The organism is Thermosynechococcus sp., assembly GCF_046299655.1.
Taxonomy (GTDB): domain Bacteria; phylum Cyanobacteriota; class Cyanobacteriia; order Thermosynechococcales; family Thermosynechococcaceae; genus Thermosynechococcus.
Genome location: NZ_JBKBHZ010000002.1, coordinates 31,475 through 46,536 on the forward strand (window position 1 = coordinate 31,475; position 15,062 = coordinate 46,536).

Consider the following 15,062-nt stretch of genomic DNA (forward strand, 5'->3'; position numbering starts at 1 on the left):
GAGGATGTTAAGGGTTATCCTCCTCAATTTGCCGATCGCCAGTGCCGTAGGTCAGGATAGAAGCAAAACTGCTTTTAGAATCTTTCAGCGTCAGCAGAACAGCCCCAGAGTGTGCCATGACCTCTGTATCTAGCCCTGAGCATCTTAAACGCGCTTTACCGGCGGCGGTCATTGCGACGGCGATCGCCACAGTGGGCGTCCTTGCCCTGCGGCTGGGCGGCCTGCTGGAACCCTTGGAACTGAGAGTCTATGACCAATGGCTGCGCTGGCGATCAACAGCGGCTACCTCCCAGCGGTTACTGATTGTTCAAATTACCGAGGCTGACATTCAAACCCTCAAGCAGTACCCGATTCCGGACGAATTGCTCATTCAGGCCGTCAATGAATTGCAAAAGTATCAACCCAAGGTCATTGGCATTGATATTTTTCGCGATTTTCCCGTGCCCGATCGCTTCAAACCGCCGACCGATGTGCTGCCCTCCCTCGGACGGGTGATGATGACCCAACCCAACACCGTCATTGTCTGTAAAGTGCGGAGTGAAGAGGATCCCGGCATTGCCCCTCCCGCTGGACTGCCGAATGAGCAGGTGGGGTTTGCGGACATTCCCATTGATAATGATGGCGTGGTGCGTCGCGCTATTCTTGCCAGCCAACCCGAAGGGGGCGATCGCTGCTCCACGCCTCAATCCTTTGCCCTGGCCTTGGCGCGTATTTTTCTGGGGATGAATCCCCAAGCTGTGGCTCAGAACCGCCTTGAATTAGGAACGGCTCATTTTCAGGCCTTAACCAGTAACTGGGGGGGCTACAACAACCTCGATGCTGCCGGGTTTCAAATCCTAATCAACTATGCCCACCCCATCCAGCCCTATGAAACAGTCACCCTAAAGGAGGTGCTGACAGGTCAAGTGCTGCCCTCGAAGGTACGCGATCGCGCCGTACTCATTGGCCTTACCGGCAGCAGCAGTAACGACAAGTTTTTGATTCCGATTACCCTGCCGGGGCAAACCAACCGCCTTACCCCCGGTGTTGTCGTGCAAGCAGCGATCCTTGAAGATCTGCTAGCAGCGGCTCTGGATAACCGTTCTCCCATGGGTACATGGCCACAGGAGGCGATCGTCCTTTGGATACTTGTTTGGTCTGGGCTTGGTGCCCTGATTATCGCCAAGGGACACCGTTGGGTAATTGTGCCATTGTTGGTGGTTGGGGGACTGGGCTTAAGTGGCCTCACCTTTCTCCTCTTTTTACAGGGGAGTTGGATTCCACTGATGGCACCTCTGGTTGGCTTTGGCAGTGCGGCGGTTTTGATGCTGGGCTACCGTGCCTTGAGTCCTGCTGAATCCACCTCTACCCCCTCTGCACCGACGGCTGTTCCCAGTAATCTCTCGGCGACTCCCTTAGAGTTGATCACTGAAGGTATCAGTCAATCACCCCCACCTGAATCAGCCCCCATTTTGGAAATCCCTGAAACCGCGCCAACGGAAGTCTCTTGCCTAGAGAGGGATGCCAATGCAACGGTGCTACAACCGGAAACAGAAATTTCCTTTACTCCCATCGAACCCACACCAGCCCCTGCCACTGGAGATAAACCCCACACAGCCCCTACTCTCCTCACCTCCGTGGTCGATCAGATTCCCTCCACAGAGATCCGCGAGACACGACACCCTGATTTCCCAGAAACCCAACTGACGGCTCCCGAAGCCTTAACAGCGATGCCGGAGACCCCTAGCATCCCTACTGTTGATTTACCTGAAACACAACTCACCCTACCTGAACCACTGACCACCCCAGACCTGACCTCGACCCCCTCAGCCCAATTCGCAACTAGTGTGGACTTGCCTGAAACCGAACTGTCTATTCCTGAAACGCGACCGGACATTACCTCAACTCCACCCACTCAATTCGCAACTAGCGCAGACTTACCGGAAACACAACCATCCAGCCCTGACCCCTTGACCTCGCTGTCTGCGGATTCGACCCAGCTTCCAGAGGTGATTCCCGCCACGACAGTCCCCTCGCCACCACCCCCAACCACAGAGACGCAAACACCGAGCGGCACCCAACCCAAAACCACCGTCATTTCTGACATCAGCGAAGAACCCAAGGAACCGCTGCCCCAAACTGTGGGGGGACGCTACCGTGTCCTGAGTCAACTCGGGGAAGGGGGATTTGGGCGCACGTTCTTGGCGGCGGATTTGCACCTGCCGAATCATCCGATTTGTGTGGTCAAGCAGTTGGTGCCCTCCCGTAAGGATGAACGTTTTTTGGCCATTGCTCGTCGCCTCTTTCAGCGGGAAGCGGAAACCTTAGCCCAATTGGGTCAACACGAGCGTATCCCCCGATTACTGGCCTACTTTGAGGAGGGGGGATATTTCTATCTCACCCAAGAGTATGTGGATGGCGAATCCCTCAAAGAAGAGTTTGAAAAGAAAATTACCCTCTCCCAACCCGAAGCCCTCGCCATCCTCAAGAGTATTCTGGAGATTTTGCAGTATGTGCATCAGTTTGGGGTGGTGCATCGGGATATTAAACCCGCTAATATCATGCGCCGCCGCAGTGATCAACAACTGTTTTTGATTGACTTTGGGGCGGTACGCCATGTCCAGCCCGAGGATTTGCTCCAGCACGGCAAATATACGATCTCAATTGGTACCCGTGGCTACGCCCCTAGTGAGCAAATGGCAGGACGACCCGTGATTGCCAGTGATATTTACTCTTTGGGCATGGTGATTGTGGAAGGTCTGACGGGACTTGCCCCGATGGATTTGCCCTCTGACCCGTACACGGGGGATATTGTCTGGCAGCCGGGACGGCATCTCTCGCCGCAGTTTGTTGCCATTATCAATAAAATGATTAGGTACAACTTTCGCGATCGCTACCAGAGTGCAGAGGAAGTGCTTAATGATTTAGCCAAAGCAGGATTTTAGGCTGAAGGTTGAGAATTTTAAGGCTGTAGAGGGAACTGGCGGTTCTGATTGATTGGGCTAAATCGTTGTGAAAAAAGGCTGTATGATGGATAGTACCGTTTCCTTTTTTTAACATTAGACACTTTGGAGGCATCGCAACGTGGCTGGAACGACAGGAGAACGACCATTTTCCGACATTATTACCAGTGTCCGTTACTGGGTGATTCACAGCATCACCATTCCGGCGTTGTTCATTGCTGGCTGGCTCTTTGTCAGCACCGGTTTGGCCTATGATGTGTTTGGCACACCACGCCCCGATAGCTACTATGCCCAGGACCAGCGATCAATCCCGCTGGTGACCGATCGCTTTGAAGCCAAACAACAAGTCGAAACCTTCTTGGAACAGTTGAAGTAGGATTGCCATGACCAGTAACACACCCAATCAAGAACCCGTCTCCTACCCGATTTTTACGGTCCGCTGGGTGGCCGTTCACACGCTTGCTGTGCCCACGATTTTCTTCTTGGGGGCGATCGCGGCAATGCAGTTTATCCAACGTTAGGAAGGTGCAGCCATGGAACCGAATCCCAATCGTCAGCCGGTCGAACTGAATCGCACATCCCTGTACCTAGGGTTGTTGCTGATCTTCGTCCTTGCGTTGCTCTTTTCCAGCTACTTCTTTAACTAAATCCCTTCGCTATAACTGAATCTGCTTAGGAGGAATTGATCATGTTATCTGAAGGTGGACGGATTCCCCTGTGGATTGTGGCAACGGTGGCCGGTATGGGAGTGATTGTGATTGTGGGGCTGTTCTTCTACGGTGCCTACGCTGGCCTTGGCTCCTCCCTCTAGAGATTGGGGTCTTGGCGCGTACGCAATTGTAGCCAGATAAGTCCAAGGGTGACTCCCAAAAGAACCGCTGCTGCCGCAGCGGCATAACCAAAGTCAAATAGTGCGAAGGCCTGTTGGTAAATATAAAATACCAGCAGGTTTGTTGTATCTAAGGGGCCGCCACCGGTGACCACATAAACCTGTTCAAAACTGCGCAACGTGAAAATCGTTGTTGTGACAAACACTAGAATTAAAGTGGGTCGCAGCCCCGGCAGCGTAATGTAGCGAAACCGTTGCCAAGCGTTGGCACCATCGAGGAGGGCAGCCTCGTAGCGATCGCGGGGAATCGTTTGCAATCCGGCTAAAAAGACGACGAGATTAAACCCCAATTGCTTCCAACTACTGAGCAAAATCAGCACTGGCATTGCCCAATTGGGGTCACTCAGCCAAGCAATGGGTTCACCTCCTAAACTTTGCACGAGTTGATTCACTGGGCCATCCCTTTGAAACAACCAACGAAAGCCTAAACCGGCGGCGACAATTGAGGTCATGGTTGGCAAAAAGTAGGCCGTACGCAGGAGATCCCGTCCCACAATGGCTTGATTGAGACCTACCGCCAGCAGGAGGGGCAGCCCAATCGTGGGTAGCACCGTTGCCGCTGTGAAATAAAGGGTATTACCAATGACTTGCCAAAAGTCGGGACTGAGGAACAACTGTTGATAGTTCTGGAGGCCAACCCAACGCACCCCTTCTTGACTAAAACTACCGGTCGTAAAGCTAAGATAGACAAGGTACAAAATCGGCAAAAAAACAAAAATTGTCAGAAACAAAAGTGCAGGTAAAAGGAATAACCAAGCTACTACTGTTGGTGACAAAAAAACATCCCCCAATCGTCGGAATCGCGATCGCGCCATTGGCAAAGATGATGACCTCAAAACTTGTCTTGCTATAAATTCAATCCTAGGGTAGTGGCTGCCGAAATTGGAAGTGATAAGATTGAATCAAAACGCACGCCATCTTGGGGAGATGCTGTGATTCACACTGCGCCATTGCCCACGACGACCCCCTCTCACATTTCTGATCATAGTCGTCTAAAGCTGTTTTCGGGTTCTGCCAATATTGCCCTTGCTCAGGAAATTGCTCGCTACCTCGGTATTGATCTTGGCCCCATGGTGCGCAAACGATTTGCCGATGGGGAGCTATATGTGCAGATTCAGGAATCCATTCGCGGTTGTGATGTTTACTTGATTCAACCCTGCTGCCGGCCAGTCAACGACCACCTGATGGAACTGTTGATTATGGTGGATGCCTGTCGCCGCGCCTCCGCCCGTCAAGTCACTGCCGTCATTCCCTACTATGGCTATGCCCGTGCCGATCGCAAGACCGCTGGCCGTGAATCCATTACCGCTAAATTAGTGGCCAATCTGATCACTCAAGCAGGGGCAAGTCGCGTCTTGGCCATGGATCTGCACTCCGCACAAATTCAAGGCTACTTTGACATTCCTGTAGATCATGTCTATGGCTCGCCCGTACTCCTTGACTACCTGCGCAGCAAAAATCTAGAGGATATTGTGGTTGTCTCCCCCGACGTGGGTGGGGTAGCCCGCGCCCGTGCCTTTGCCAACAAGTTGAATGATGCGCCCCTTGCCATCATTGATAAACGTCGCCAAGCCCACAATGTGGCTGAAGTAATGAATGTGGTCGGCGATGTTAAGGGCAAAATAGCCGTGCTTGTGGATGACATGATTGATACCGCTGGCACGATTTTAGAAGGGGCACGGTTACTGCGGCGGGAAGGGGCTAAGGAAGTCTATGCCTGTGCCACCCATGCGGTCTTTTCTCCGCCGGCGATCGAGCGCCTGCAAGGGGGTGACTTTGAAGAGGTCATTGTGACCAACACCATTCCAGTGCCAGAAAACCAACGCTTCCCTCAACTGACAGTGCTTTCGGTGGCGAGTATTCTCGGAGAAACTATCTGGCGCATCCATGAAGATAGCTCGGTGAGCAGCATGTTCCGCTAAAATAGGCTTTCTTAGTCACCGAGGAGGATTATAGGCATGGGGCGAATTGCCTTACTCAGCACCAGCAATAAGCAAGGACTGGTGGAGTTGGCTACGGCCTTGGTGCAGGAGTTTGGCTTTACGCTCCTGAGTAGCGGTGGCACCGCAAAGACCTTGCAGGCGGCGGGGATTGCCGTGACACCGGTTTCGGAGTACACAGGGGCACCGGAAATTCTTGGGGGGCGGGTCAAGACTCTGCATCCAAAAATTCATGGCGGCATTTTGGCACGGCGCGATCGCCCCGAAGACGAGGCTGATCTGCAAGCCCAAGGCATTCATCCCATTGAGCTAGTGGTGGTCAACCTCTATCCCTTTGCCGAAACAATTGCTCAGCCCAACGTTACCCTTGCTGAGGCGATCGAGCAAATTGATATTGGTGGGCCGACGCTGATTCGCGCTGCTGCCAAAAACCATGCCCATGTGACGGTGCTGGTAGATCCCAGCCAGTATGAGACCTATCTTCAGGAACTGCGGCTGCACGGAGAAGCCCAACCTACTTTTCGCCTTGCCTGTGCCCAGCGGGCCTTTGCGCTGACGGCCAGTTACGATCAGGCGATCGCTGAGTATCTACAACAACTCACCTCTCCCAACACGACCCCAGAAATACTGCCCCCTGTCTTTCACCTCACGGGACAGCAAAAACAACTCCTGCGCTACGGCGAAAACCCCCATCAACGGGCTGCTTGGTACATCAGTGGGTCACACCCTAGGGGTTGGGCTGCTGCCGACCTGCTTCAGGGCAAAGAACTCAGTTACAACAATCTGCTCGATTTAGAAGCTGCACGGGCAGTAATCAGCGAATTCCTCGGGGAGAGTGCCCCTGCCGCCGTCATTATTAAACACACCAATCCCTGTGGCGTCGCTGAGGGCAAAACCCTTGTGGAGGCCTACGAACGTGCCTTTGCAGCCGATAGTGTCTCTGCCTTTGGCGGCATTGTTGCCCTGAATCGCCCCTTGGATGTGGCCACTGCTGAAGCCTTGACCCGTACCTTTTTAGAGTGTGTGGTGGCTCCGGCCTGTGAGGCAGCGGCACTGCCGATCCTGAAAACCAAGCCCAAAATGCGGGTTCTCACCCTACCTGAGTTGCAGACGGCTCCCACCACGGCCATTCAAACCATTGCTGGCGGCTTTCTTGTCCAAGATATTCACCCCACTCCCATTGAACCAGAGGCATGGCAAGTGGTCACAGCCACCGAACCCAGTCCAGCGTTGATGGCGGAGCTAATCTTTGCGTGGAAAGTGGTGAAGCACGTAAAGTCCAATGCTATTGTTGTCAGTCGCGATCGCCAGACCCAAGGGATTGGTGCCGGTCAAATGAATCGTGTCGGCGCGGTGAAAATTGCTTTAGATCAAGCCGGTGAAGCGGCCCATGGTGGTGTGCTGGCCAGTGATGGCTTTTTCCCCTTTGCCGATTCGGTGCAGGCCGCTGCCCATGCTGGTATTGCGGCGATTATTCAACCGGGGGGCAGTTTGCGGGATAATGAGTCCATCCAAGCAGCCAATGAAGCGGGAATTGCCATGGTCTTTACCAACCGGCGACACTTCCGCCACTAAGAAATAGCGATGGCGGTGCGACTCGGTATTATCAGTGATCCCCACATCGCCCTGCCGGAGACAATTCCGACAGATTATTCCCCCATTTTTCTCTACGAAGTCAGTATTCCTGCCTTTGAAGCCGCTGTCAGCCATCTCCTCGAGTTAGGAATTGATGCCCTACTGCTGCCGGGGGACTTAACGCGGGATGGGGAAGTGCTCAACCATCGCTGGCTCAGCACCTATTTGCAAAGCCTGCCCGTTCCCTGCTACGTGATCCCAGGGAACCACGATGTGCCTCTGCCGCTAGGGGATAACAACCGTATTGGTTGGGCTGACTTTCCGCAGTGGTATGCCCACGCTGGCTACGGCAAGGGTGCCAAGCATTACTATCACACCCTGCTTGCAGATAACCTGCAACTGATTGCTCTGAATTCCAACCAATTTAGTGCGACAGGTCAGCAGGTGGGGGCAGTGGATCAAGAACAACTGGCATGGTTGGCGGCTCTATTGGCAGAACCCTTTGCTGGACTGCGCCTTGTGATGATTCACCACAATCTCCTTGAGCATTGGCCACAGCAAAGCCAAAGTCCGATGGGGCAGCGCTACCTCTTGGAGAATCGAGCGGAGTTATTGAACCTGTTGCGATCGGCGGGGGTGGCTTTGGTCTTAACTGGACATCTCCATGTCCAAGATATTGCCTATGAGCAGGGGCTATTTGACCTAACCACCGGTTCCCTAGTGAGCTATCCCCATCCCTATCGGCGGCTCATTCTGCAGGAACGCTCCTCAGGGGGCTGGCGGGTGGATGTGGAATCCTATCGCATTGAATCCCTCAAGGCCTATCCCACCCTAAGCGACCTCTCACGGTCATGGATGGTGCAGCGGGGAGCAGGATTTATGGTGCGCTTTCTCACCCTGCCGCCCTTTAATTTACCAGAAACTGAGGCCAAGCCCCTTGCCCAAGCTCTCTCGTTCCTCTGGCCGGAAATTGCTAAGGGAGATACGCAAGTCACGCTCCCGACTTTACCGGAACCCTTGGCCGCCTACTTTGCTCAGTTCAATCACAGGCCCCCAGTGGAGTATCCCCAGCTCCGCGACAACAATACCGTCTTTGTCCTCTAGCCGAGTCGGTGGTTGGACGGGGAGGATTTCAAAACCTGCTCTAATCCTGTTCTAATAAGGAGTTGAGGTCGGGATTGGATAGAAAACGGTGACGTTTGGGCAGTGGATTGGGCTATTGGTTTTGGGGGTGTGTCTCTACATCCTCTGGGAGATTCGCCAAGTGTTGCTTTTAGTCTTCTTGGCGGTGGTCTTGGCCACGGCGCTCAACTGGCTGCAACTGCGGCTCCAGCACTGGGGACTGCAACGGGGGCGGGCGATCGCCATCAGTATTAGCTTGACTTTCCTGATCATCTTTGGCTTCTTTTGGATGATTATTCCCCCGTTTTTGCAGGAAGCGCAGCAACTGGGGGTTTTAATTCCCAAGGGTCTAGGACGGGTGGAAGCATGGCTTGATGACATTGCCCATCTTTTGCCGAGTAGTGGCTTTGATGACACTCCTGTAATCAATCGGCTGATTATGCAGTTAGAGCCATTCCTCGAACAAATCTTTAATAACTTCTTTGCCCTCTTTTCCAATACATTGGCGGTCTTGCTGAATACGCTGTTGGTGTTAGTGCTAACAGTGATGCTGGTGCTGAATCCCCAGCCCTACCGCCGAGGGTTTATTCGCCTGTTTCCAGCCTTCTACCGCTCCCGCATTGACACCATTCTCACCGAGAGTGAACAGGCACTCTTGGCGTGGCTGGCGGGGACAGGTCTGAATATGCTTGTGATTGGTGTGGTCAGTGGTATTGTTCTTGCTTTGCTGGGAGTGCGCTTGGTTCTAGCCAATGCCTTCTTGGCCGGTCTCCTTGAGGCAATTCCCAACATTGGCCCTGCCCTGAGTGTGATTCCACCAATGATCATTGCTTTTATTGACAATCCGTGGCGGGCGGTGGCCGTTCTCATTGCCTACATTGTGATTCAACAGTTGGAGCAATACCTGCTAGTGCCAGTGGTTATGGCCAAACAGGTAGAGCTACTGCCAGCGGTCACCCTCGTTTCACAAATTGTTTTTGCGATTTTCTTTGGTTTTTTGGGCTTACTGTTAGCACTGCCCCTCGTGATTGTGGGTCAGATTTGGTTTACGGAAATTGTGCTCAAGGACATTCTCGATCGCTGGCAGCCCAGCCCGCCACCTGAAGCGTCAATTGCACCAATTTTGCCGCTGCCCCCGCCGCCCCCACCTGCTGCCGCAAGTCCTGGCGCATCTGATGCAATTTCTGAGGATGGCTCAATAGAGACTTAATCTGATCGGCAACAATCGCTGGCTCAATGGGACCCACCAGCTCCGGTACAATTTCTCTGCCCGCCCAGATATTGGGCCACGCTTTGTAGCCGAGACCCTGTTTCACTAAGTCCCAATCCATCTCTGGCGATCGCCACAACTGCCAAAAGCGTCGCCAGCCCAATCCTTTGGCAACAAGTGCCCAAAACACCAGCGCCGTCCACTGTCGCCCGATCCCCGGCAGGCCCATCAGCAACCCGGCCAAACCATCCCAAGGGTGCGCCCGCTGTACCCGCAGTTGTTGGGCGGGCAATAGGACAATCATCGGCACATTCAAGGCAGCCAGTTCAGCGGTATTGGCGCCAACGGTGGTCACACAGAGGGTAACCTGCCGCAGCAGAGGATAGTTGGGTAACTGCTGCCAGAGATAGATTTTCGTGCCCCTCGGCGTCTGAAGATAGGGTAGCCCTTCCCTCGGCTGGATGAGTGTCGCAGTCGTACCCTCCACGTGCTTGAGTTCGGGGTTAAAGCGGGGATCGGCGTAGCGGCTAAGGGTATTGACAGTGAGAGTAGGGGCCACGGGAATCACACACTGAATCGGGGGATGAGCGGCAGCTAAATGGTCGGCGATCGCCAGCGAAAGGGGCACCCCCAGCTTGAGCTTATTGGGCTTGGAACCTACCATCAGACCCACAAGGGGAGCCTCTGGGGCAAGGCCTAACTGCTGGCGTACATCAGGCAAAGAATCGAGGGCAAGGGCTTGCACATCGGTCATCAGATCCCCCACCACTGCCACCTTGGCTTTTGTTTTGCCCACGGGTAGAGGACGCCGCAGCCCAATGCCATCCACCCACCCTTGCCAGCGTGCCTGCCACTCACAGTAGAGCACACAGCAATAGCCTAACCGCTTGGCCAGCAGCACCGCAAAGAGCTGATCGCCTCCCAAGAAGACCACAACCCCCTGGGGAAACCAATCCCAATGGCTGCGGGTGGTTTTTGTGCGTACAAGGTGCCAAAACTCTGTTGCCGGCAGCACCCGATCCACCCCCCGATAGCGGCGCGCAATCTCCGCCTCCTGACCACTGGCATGGGGACAGGGAACCATCACCACTGAAACTCGAATTCCCTCTTTGACCTCTTGCCGTAGCGCTGTCACAAAAGGATAGACCCAAGTGGCCAGTTCACCGGGGCCATTGCTAACAACAACAACTTCAAGGGGAGATGTCATGGATGGTGTTCCCCTTGAATGCTAAATTGGCTGCCGTCCGTCTCCCTAGGACATTTCTTGAATAATGTAGTCAAAGTAGGGTGCCGCTACTTCAGCATCTTCGGTGCTTAGCAGTGCCAAGGAGGCGTCCTTGAGGCAACGAATGGCTTCTGCCATCCCCGCCATTGGCACACCAAGGGAGTTGTACATTTCTCGTACCCCAATAATCCCCGTGCGCTCAATGGGATCCTTGTCACCCGCGAGGATGCCATAGGTAATCAGGCGCATATACCAGCCATAGTCGCGCAGACAGAGAGCACGCTGTTTCTGGCCGTAGGCGTTGCCCCCCGGTGAGATGAAGTCAGGCCGCTTCTGCCACAGTTTTTTGCTGGCTTGCTCAACAATGCGTTTCTCATTTTCGGCCAGTGTCGTGGCGATGCGGAGGCGTTGTTCACCCGTTTGGAAAAAGTCAGTAATCGTCTGGAGTTCGCCCGTGGTGGGGTAGCGCAATTCATCGTCCGCTTTAAGAAGAACCTGACTAATGACACTCATATTGCTAACACCGCTTAATACATCCCTCATTTTAGAGGACGGCGACCCCTTGTTGACGCTACTGAGGATCAAAATCTCGACGGTTGATAGACAATATAGATGTCTTGAGTTAGATGGCTTGAGGGCAAACTATTCCCTTAAAACAGCAACACTATCCCCTAGAGTCAATCTTCCCCCTTGGTGTTAGGATCAATTGCGGTTTGCACTGGTTTTCGTCCACCTGTGATTGATCTCAAACAACTGCGAGAAAATCCCCAAGCCTTTGGCGATCGCCTGCGGCGGCGCGGCGGTGACTTTGATCTCGAGCGGATTTTAGAGTTGGATGCGCAGCAGCGACAGCTTGAACAACGGCGATCGCACCTCCAAGCCCGCAGTAACGAAATTGGTGCCCTCGTCGGCAAAAAGATCAAGGCTGGCGTTGCCGCCACTGACCCCGAAATTCAAGCCCTCAAGGCTGAAGCCAATGATCTCAAGCAGCAACTTAGTGATCTTGAACCCCAAGAACGGCAACTCAAAGAGGAATTGGAGCGCCTGCTGCTGACCATTCCTAACCCTCCCAGTGAGACCACCCCCATTGGCCGTGATGAAACTGAAAACGTTGAGGTACGCCGCTGGGGTGAGGAATATAAACCGAGCCAGCCTTGCCAGCCCCACTGGGACATTGCCACTCAATTGGGACTCTGGGATGTGGAGCGATCGGTGAAAGTGGCGCAGAGTCGTTTTGTGACCCTCTTGGGCATGGGGGCGGCCCTTGAGCGAGCCTTGATCCAATTCATGCTTGATACCCACCGCGATCGCGGCTATGTGGAAGTCTTGCCCCCCTTGCTGGTCAATAGTGCCTCGCTGACGGGAACGGGGCAGTTACCCAAATTTGCCGAGGAAAGTTTTCGCTGCGCCGATGATGATCTTTGGCTAATTCCGACAGCGGAAGTGCCAGTGACGAATCTCTATCGCGATGAAATTTTAGCCGCCGATCAACTGCCCATTTACCACTGTGCCTACACCCCCTGTTTTCGTCGCGAAGCGGGAAGTTATGGCAAAGACACACGTGGTCTGATTCGCCTACACCAATTCAACAAGGTGGAGCTGGTCAAGTTTGTCCACCCAGAGACTTCTGCTGCTGAACATGAAGCCCTTGTGGCCGATGCTGAGTTTATTCTCCAAGCCCTGAAGCTACCCTACCGCGTGGTTGAACTCTGTACGGGGGATTTGGGATTTGCCGCGATGAAGTGCTACGACCTAGAGGTGTGGCTGCCGGCTGCGGGTTGCTACCGCGAAATTTCCAGTTGCTCCAACTTTGGGGATTTTCAGGCGCGGCGTGCCAAGATTCGCTTCAAAGGCGCTAAGCAAAAGGGAACACAGTTTGTGCATACCCTCAATGGCTCTGGCCTAGCCGTCGGACGGACGATGGCGGCTATTCTGGAAAACTACCAACAACCCGATGGAACGGTGCGGGTACCGGAGGTGCTGCAACCTTATCTAAAATGCAGCCAGATTGGTGGGGCGACAGCGTGAAGACCACCCTAGGGGCGATCGCCCAAGCGTTGGGGTTAGCCACAACTCATCCAAACTTACCCATCACAGGCATTTGTACTGACTCCCGCCAAATTGCAGCCGGCAACCTGTTTGTTGCCCTGCGGGGGGAAACCTTTGATGGCCATCAATTTGCGGAACAGGCAGCCGCCGCCGGAGCGATCGCCCTAATTGTCGAGACCCCCCTTGCTTCGCCGCTTCCCCAGCTTCGGGTGCCAGATACCCTGAGGGCCTATCAACGCTTGGGACAGTGGTGGCGGCAGCAGTGCGCAGCCAAAGTCATTGCCGTCACTGGCTCTGTGGGCAAAACCACCACCAAGGAAATGATTGCTGCCGTTTTAAGTCATTATGGGACCGTTCTCAAAACTGAAGCCAACTTCAACAATGAGATTGGCGTGCCTAAAACCCTGTTGCAACTGGAACCCCATCACCAATTTGCCGTGATTGAGATGGGGATGCGCGCTCGCGGTGAAATTGCCCTGTTGAGCCAGATTGCCCAACCGGACGTTGCTGTGATTACCAATGTCGGCACCGCCCATATTGGCCGCCTCGGTTCCCGTGAAGCCATTGCCGAAGCCAAATGCGAACTGCTTGCGGAAATGCCCCCAGGGGGAATAGCCGTGCTCAATGCCGATAGCCCCCTCCTTTTGCCGACAGCGGCGCAGGTCTGGTCAGGGCGCACCATTACCTATGGTCTTGAGGGGGGCACCCTGCGGGGACGCTACCAACCCCCCCAAACCCTGCATGTGAATGGACGCACCTACACCGTTCCCCTTGCAGGAGCACACCATGCCCTTAACTTTTTGGCCGCCCTTGGTGTCTTGCAGGCCTTGGACTTAAAGAGCGATTGCCTGCCGCCGCAGTTGAGCTTGGAACTGCCCAAGGGTCGCGGAGGCCGCTATCTTCTTGAGCCAGACATTCTGCTCTTGGATGAAACCTATAACGCCGGTCTAGAATCCATGGTGGCAGCCTTGCACCTGTTGCGATCGCTCCCCGGTCAGCGGCATCTGGCGGTTCTTGGCCCCATGCGTGAATTAGGAGCGTTTTCTCTCTCCTTCCATGAGCAGGTAGGGGCCACTGTTGCTCAATTAAACCTCGACGGCCTCTTTATTCTCGATAAAGGTGATGAAGGAGCAGCCCTTGCAAGGGGAGCAGGGCGCGTTCCCACTCAGCAATTTGCTTCCCATGAAGAACTGGTGGCGTACCTCTTGAGGGAGTTACAGGCGGGCGATCGCCTTCTCTTTAAGGCCTCCCACGCTGTTGACCTTGAGCGGGTGGTGACTGAGCTGCGGCAGCGCTGGCCAAAACGACAGGCCTGTTGAGACTTGCCAAGAACGGTGAACTACGCTATATTAAAAAATCGTCAATATTCCTCAGTAGCTCAGCGGTAGAGCGGTCGGCTGTTAACCGATTGGTCGCTGGTTCGAATCCAGCCTGGGGAGTTTAATAACTTGAGCCACGGTAGCGACGGCGACGTTCTCCCTCCTCCTCTCCCTTTACCATTGGCGCTGTATCCGCAAGGGTGCGAATCCCCCGATATTGGATATTGGAGGGGGCAGCCAGAGGGGAAGGCAGGGGTGCTGTAGGCAGCGGGGCAGGAGTCGGCGTCATTAAACGGTTAAGGCTTTCCATGAGAGGCTCCTGCTGAATGGGTAGGGCATCAAGGATCTCCAACACGCGTGTTAGATGGGAAACAGCCGTGGCCATGAGACTAGATTCTTGAATCCCCGGCAGGAGATCCACAGCCCCCATGCGCAAGGCCCAGCGCCGCTCTGCCGCGGTAATCTGGTGATCGCTACCCGCTGTAATCACTACCGCTATTCCCGGAAAGCGAGACTGAGCCACCTGACAAAAACGGTAGGGATTGGTAACCGTCATTCCCATATCCAGCAGAAGCAGTTGGGGCAACGCTAAGCCGGCCGTTTCCATGCCCTCTAGCACTGCAAAGAGGTCAGCATCTAGGTTTTCCCAGAGGACGGTGAGGTTTTGACTGCTGAGGATGCTGTGCCAAATTTCTCCCTGCCGTTGGAGGGCTTGGGTCATGAGTACTGTGGTCATAGAGGCCTAAATCCTTCGAGGGGAGTGAGGGCGATCGCGCTGTGTTAAAAACACT

The 15,062-nt window shown here is 54.3% G+C and carries 14 protein-coding genes and 1 tRNA gene; 12 read left to right on the plus strand and 3 right to left on the minus strand.

All coding sequences use genetic code 11. The annotated features are described in order from the left end of the window. Positions 1-116: 116 nt before the first annotated feature. The 5 genes from ACK4HN_RS01655 to ACK4HN_RS01675 all read left to right on the plus strand — a co-directional run bounded on the left by ACK4HN_RS01655 (position 117) and on the right by ACK4HN_RS01675 (position 3,753). Positions 117-2,924: a CHASE2 domain-containing protein gene (locus ACK4HN_RS01655; protein WP_409877163.1), complete on the plus strand. Its 2,808-nt coding sequence runs from the start codon at positions 117-119 to the stop codon at positions 2,922-2,924. Between the two features lie 139 nt (positions 2,925-3,063). Beyond that, positions 3,064-3,318: a cytochrome b559 subunit alpha gene (gene psbE, locus ACK4HN_RS01660; RefSeq protein ID WP_409850592.1), complete on the plus strand. Its 255-nt coding sequence runs from the start codon at positions 3,064-3,066 to the stop codon at positions 3,316-3,318. 7 nt (positions 3,319-3,325) lie between these two features. Then, positions 3,326-3,463 carry a cytochrome b559 subunit beta gene (gene psbF, locus ACK4HN_RS01665; RefSeq protein ID WP_011057382.1) on the plus strand — a complete coding sequence of 46 codons (138 nt, stop codon included), beginning with the start codon at positions 3,326-3,328 and terminating at the stop codon, positions 3,461-3,463. 12 nt (positions 3,464-3,475) lie between these two features. Beyond that, positions 3,476-3,589, plus strand: coding sequence for a photosystem II reaction center protein L (locus ACK4HN_RS01670; protein WP_149820459.1), 114 nt, complete (start codon positions 3,476-3,478; stop codon positions 3,587-3,589). A gap of 41 nt (positions 3,590-3,630) precedes the next feature. Then, positions 3,631-3,753: a photosystem II reaction center protein J gene (locus ACK4HN_RS01675; RefSeq protein ID WP_181495209.1), complete on the plus strand. Its 123-nt coding sequence runs from the start codon at positions 3,631-3,633 to the stop codon at positions 3,751-3,753. On the opposite strand, the gene ACK4HN_RS01680 is transcribed toward ACK4HN_RS01675, so the two are convergent. Then, a complete protein-coding gene (locus ACK4HN_RS01680; RefSeq protein WP_409877204.1) occupies positions 3,750-4,646 on the minus strand; it encodes a carbohydrate ABC transporter permease in 897 nt (298 codons plus the stop codon). The genes ACK4HN_RS01675 and ACK4HN_RS01680 overlap by 4 nt on opposite strands. A gap of 117 nt (positions 4,647-4,763) precedes the next feature. On the opposite strand from ACK4HN_RS01680, the gene ACK4HN_RS01685 reads away from it, so the two are divergent. The 4 genes from ACK4HN_RS01685 to ACK4HN_RS01700 all read left to right on the plus strand — a co-directional run bounded on the left by ACK4HN_RS01685 (position 4,764) and on the right by ACK4HN_RS01700 (position 9,678). After that, the gene (locus ACK4HN_RS01685) at positions 4,764-5,753 is read left to right on the plus strand and encodes a ribose-phosphate pyrophosphokinase (protein WP_409850598.1); all 990 of its coding nucleotides are present in this window, start codon (positions 4,764-4,766) and stop codon (positions 5,751-5,753) included. Positions 5,754-5,789: 36 nt separating this feature from the next. Further along, positions 5,790-7,346, plus strand: coding sequence for a bifunctional phosphoribosylaminoimidazolecarboxamide formyltransferase/IMP cyclohydrolase (purH, locus tag ACK4HN_RS01690; RefSeq protein ID WP_409877164.1), 1,557 nt, complete (start codon positions 5,790-5,792; stop codon positions 7,344-7,346). Positions 7,347-7,355: 9 nt separating this feature from the next. Further along, entirely contained in the window at positions 7,356-8,450 is a 1,095-nt protein-coding gene (locus ACK4HN_RS01695) for a metallophosphoesterase family protein (protein WP_409877165.1), read from the plus strand. Positions 8,451-8,538: 88 nt separating this feature from the next. Then, positions 8,539-9,678, plus strand: a complete 1,140-nt coding sequence (locus ACK4HN_RS01700; RefSeq protein ID WP_409877166.1) for an AI-2E family transporter — start codon at positions 8,539-8,541, stop codon at positions 9,676-9,678. A 1,252-nt stretch (positions 9,679-10,930) separates the two neighbouring features. Here the strand turns inward: ACK4HN_RS01700 and apcD are convergent. After that, positions 10,931-11,416 (minus strand): allophycocyanin subunit alpha-B, encoded by a 486-nt coding sequence (gene apcD / locus ACK4HN_RS01705; RefSeq protein WP_409850606.1) that lies wholly within the window; start codon positions 11,414-11,416, stop codon positions 10,931-10,933. A 222-nt stretch (positions 11,417-11,638) separates the two neighbouring features. On the opposite strand from apcD, the gene serS reads away from it, so the two are divergent. The 3 genes from serS (at position 11,639) to ACK4HN_RS01720 (ending at position 14,391) form a co-directional block, all read left to right on the plus strand. Next, positions 11,639-12,931, plus strand: coding sequence for a serine--tRNA ligase (gene serS / locus ACK4HN_RS01710; protein ID WP_409877167.1), 1,293 nt, complete (start codon positions 11,639-11,641; stop codon positions 12,929-12,931). After that, positions 12,901-14,271, plus strand: a complete 1,371-nt coding sequence (gene murF, locus ACK4HN_RS01715) for a UDP-N-acetylmuramoyl-tripeptide--D-alanyl-D-alanine ligase (RefSeq protein ID WP_409877168.1) — start codon at positions 12,901-12,903, stop codon at positions 14,269-14,271. The genes serS and murF overlap by 31 nt, the downstream gene beginning before the upstream one ends. A gap of 48 nt (positions 14,272-14,319) precedes the next feature. Continuing rightward, a tRNA-Asn gene (locus tag ACK4HN_RS01720) sits at positions 14,320-14,391 on the plus strand. 1 nt (position 14,392) lies between these two features. Here the strand turns inward: ACK4HN_RS01720 and ACK4HN_RS01725 are convergent. Beyond that, positions 14,393-15,007, minus strand: a complete 615-nt coding sequence (locus ACK4HN_RS01725) for a response regulator (RefSeq protein WP_409877169.1) — start codon at positions 15,005-15,007, stop codon at positions 14,393-14,395. Between the last annotated feature and the right edge of the window lie 55 nt (positions 15,008-15,062).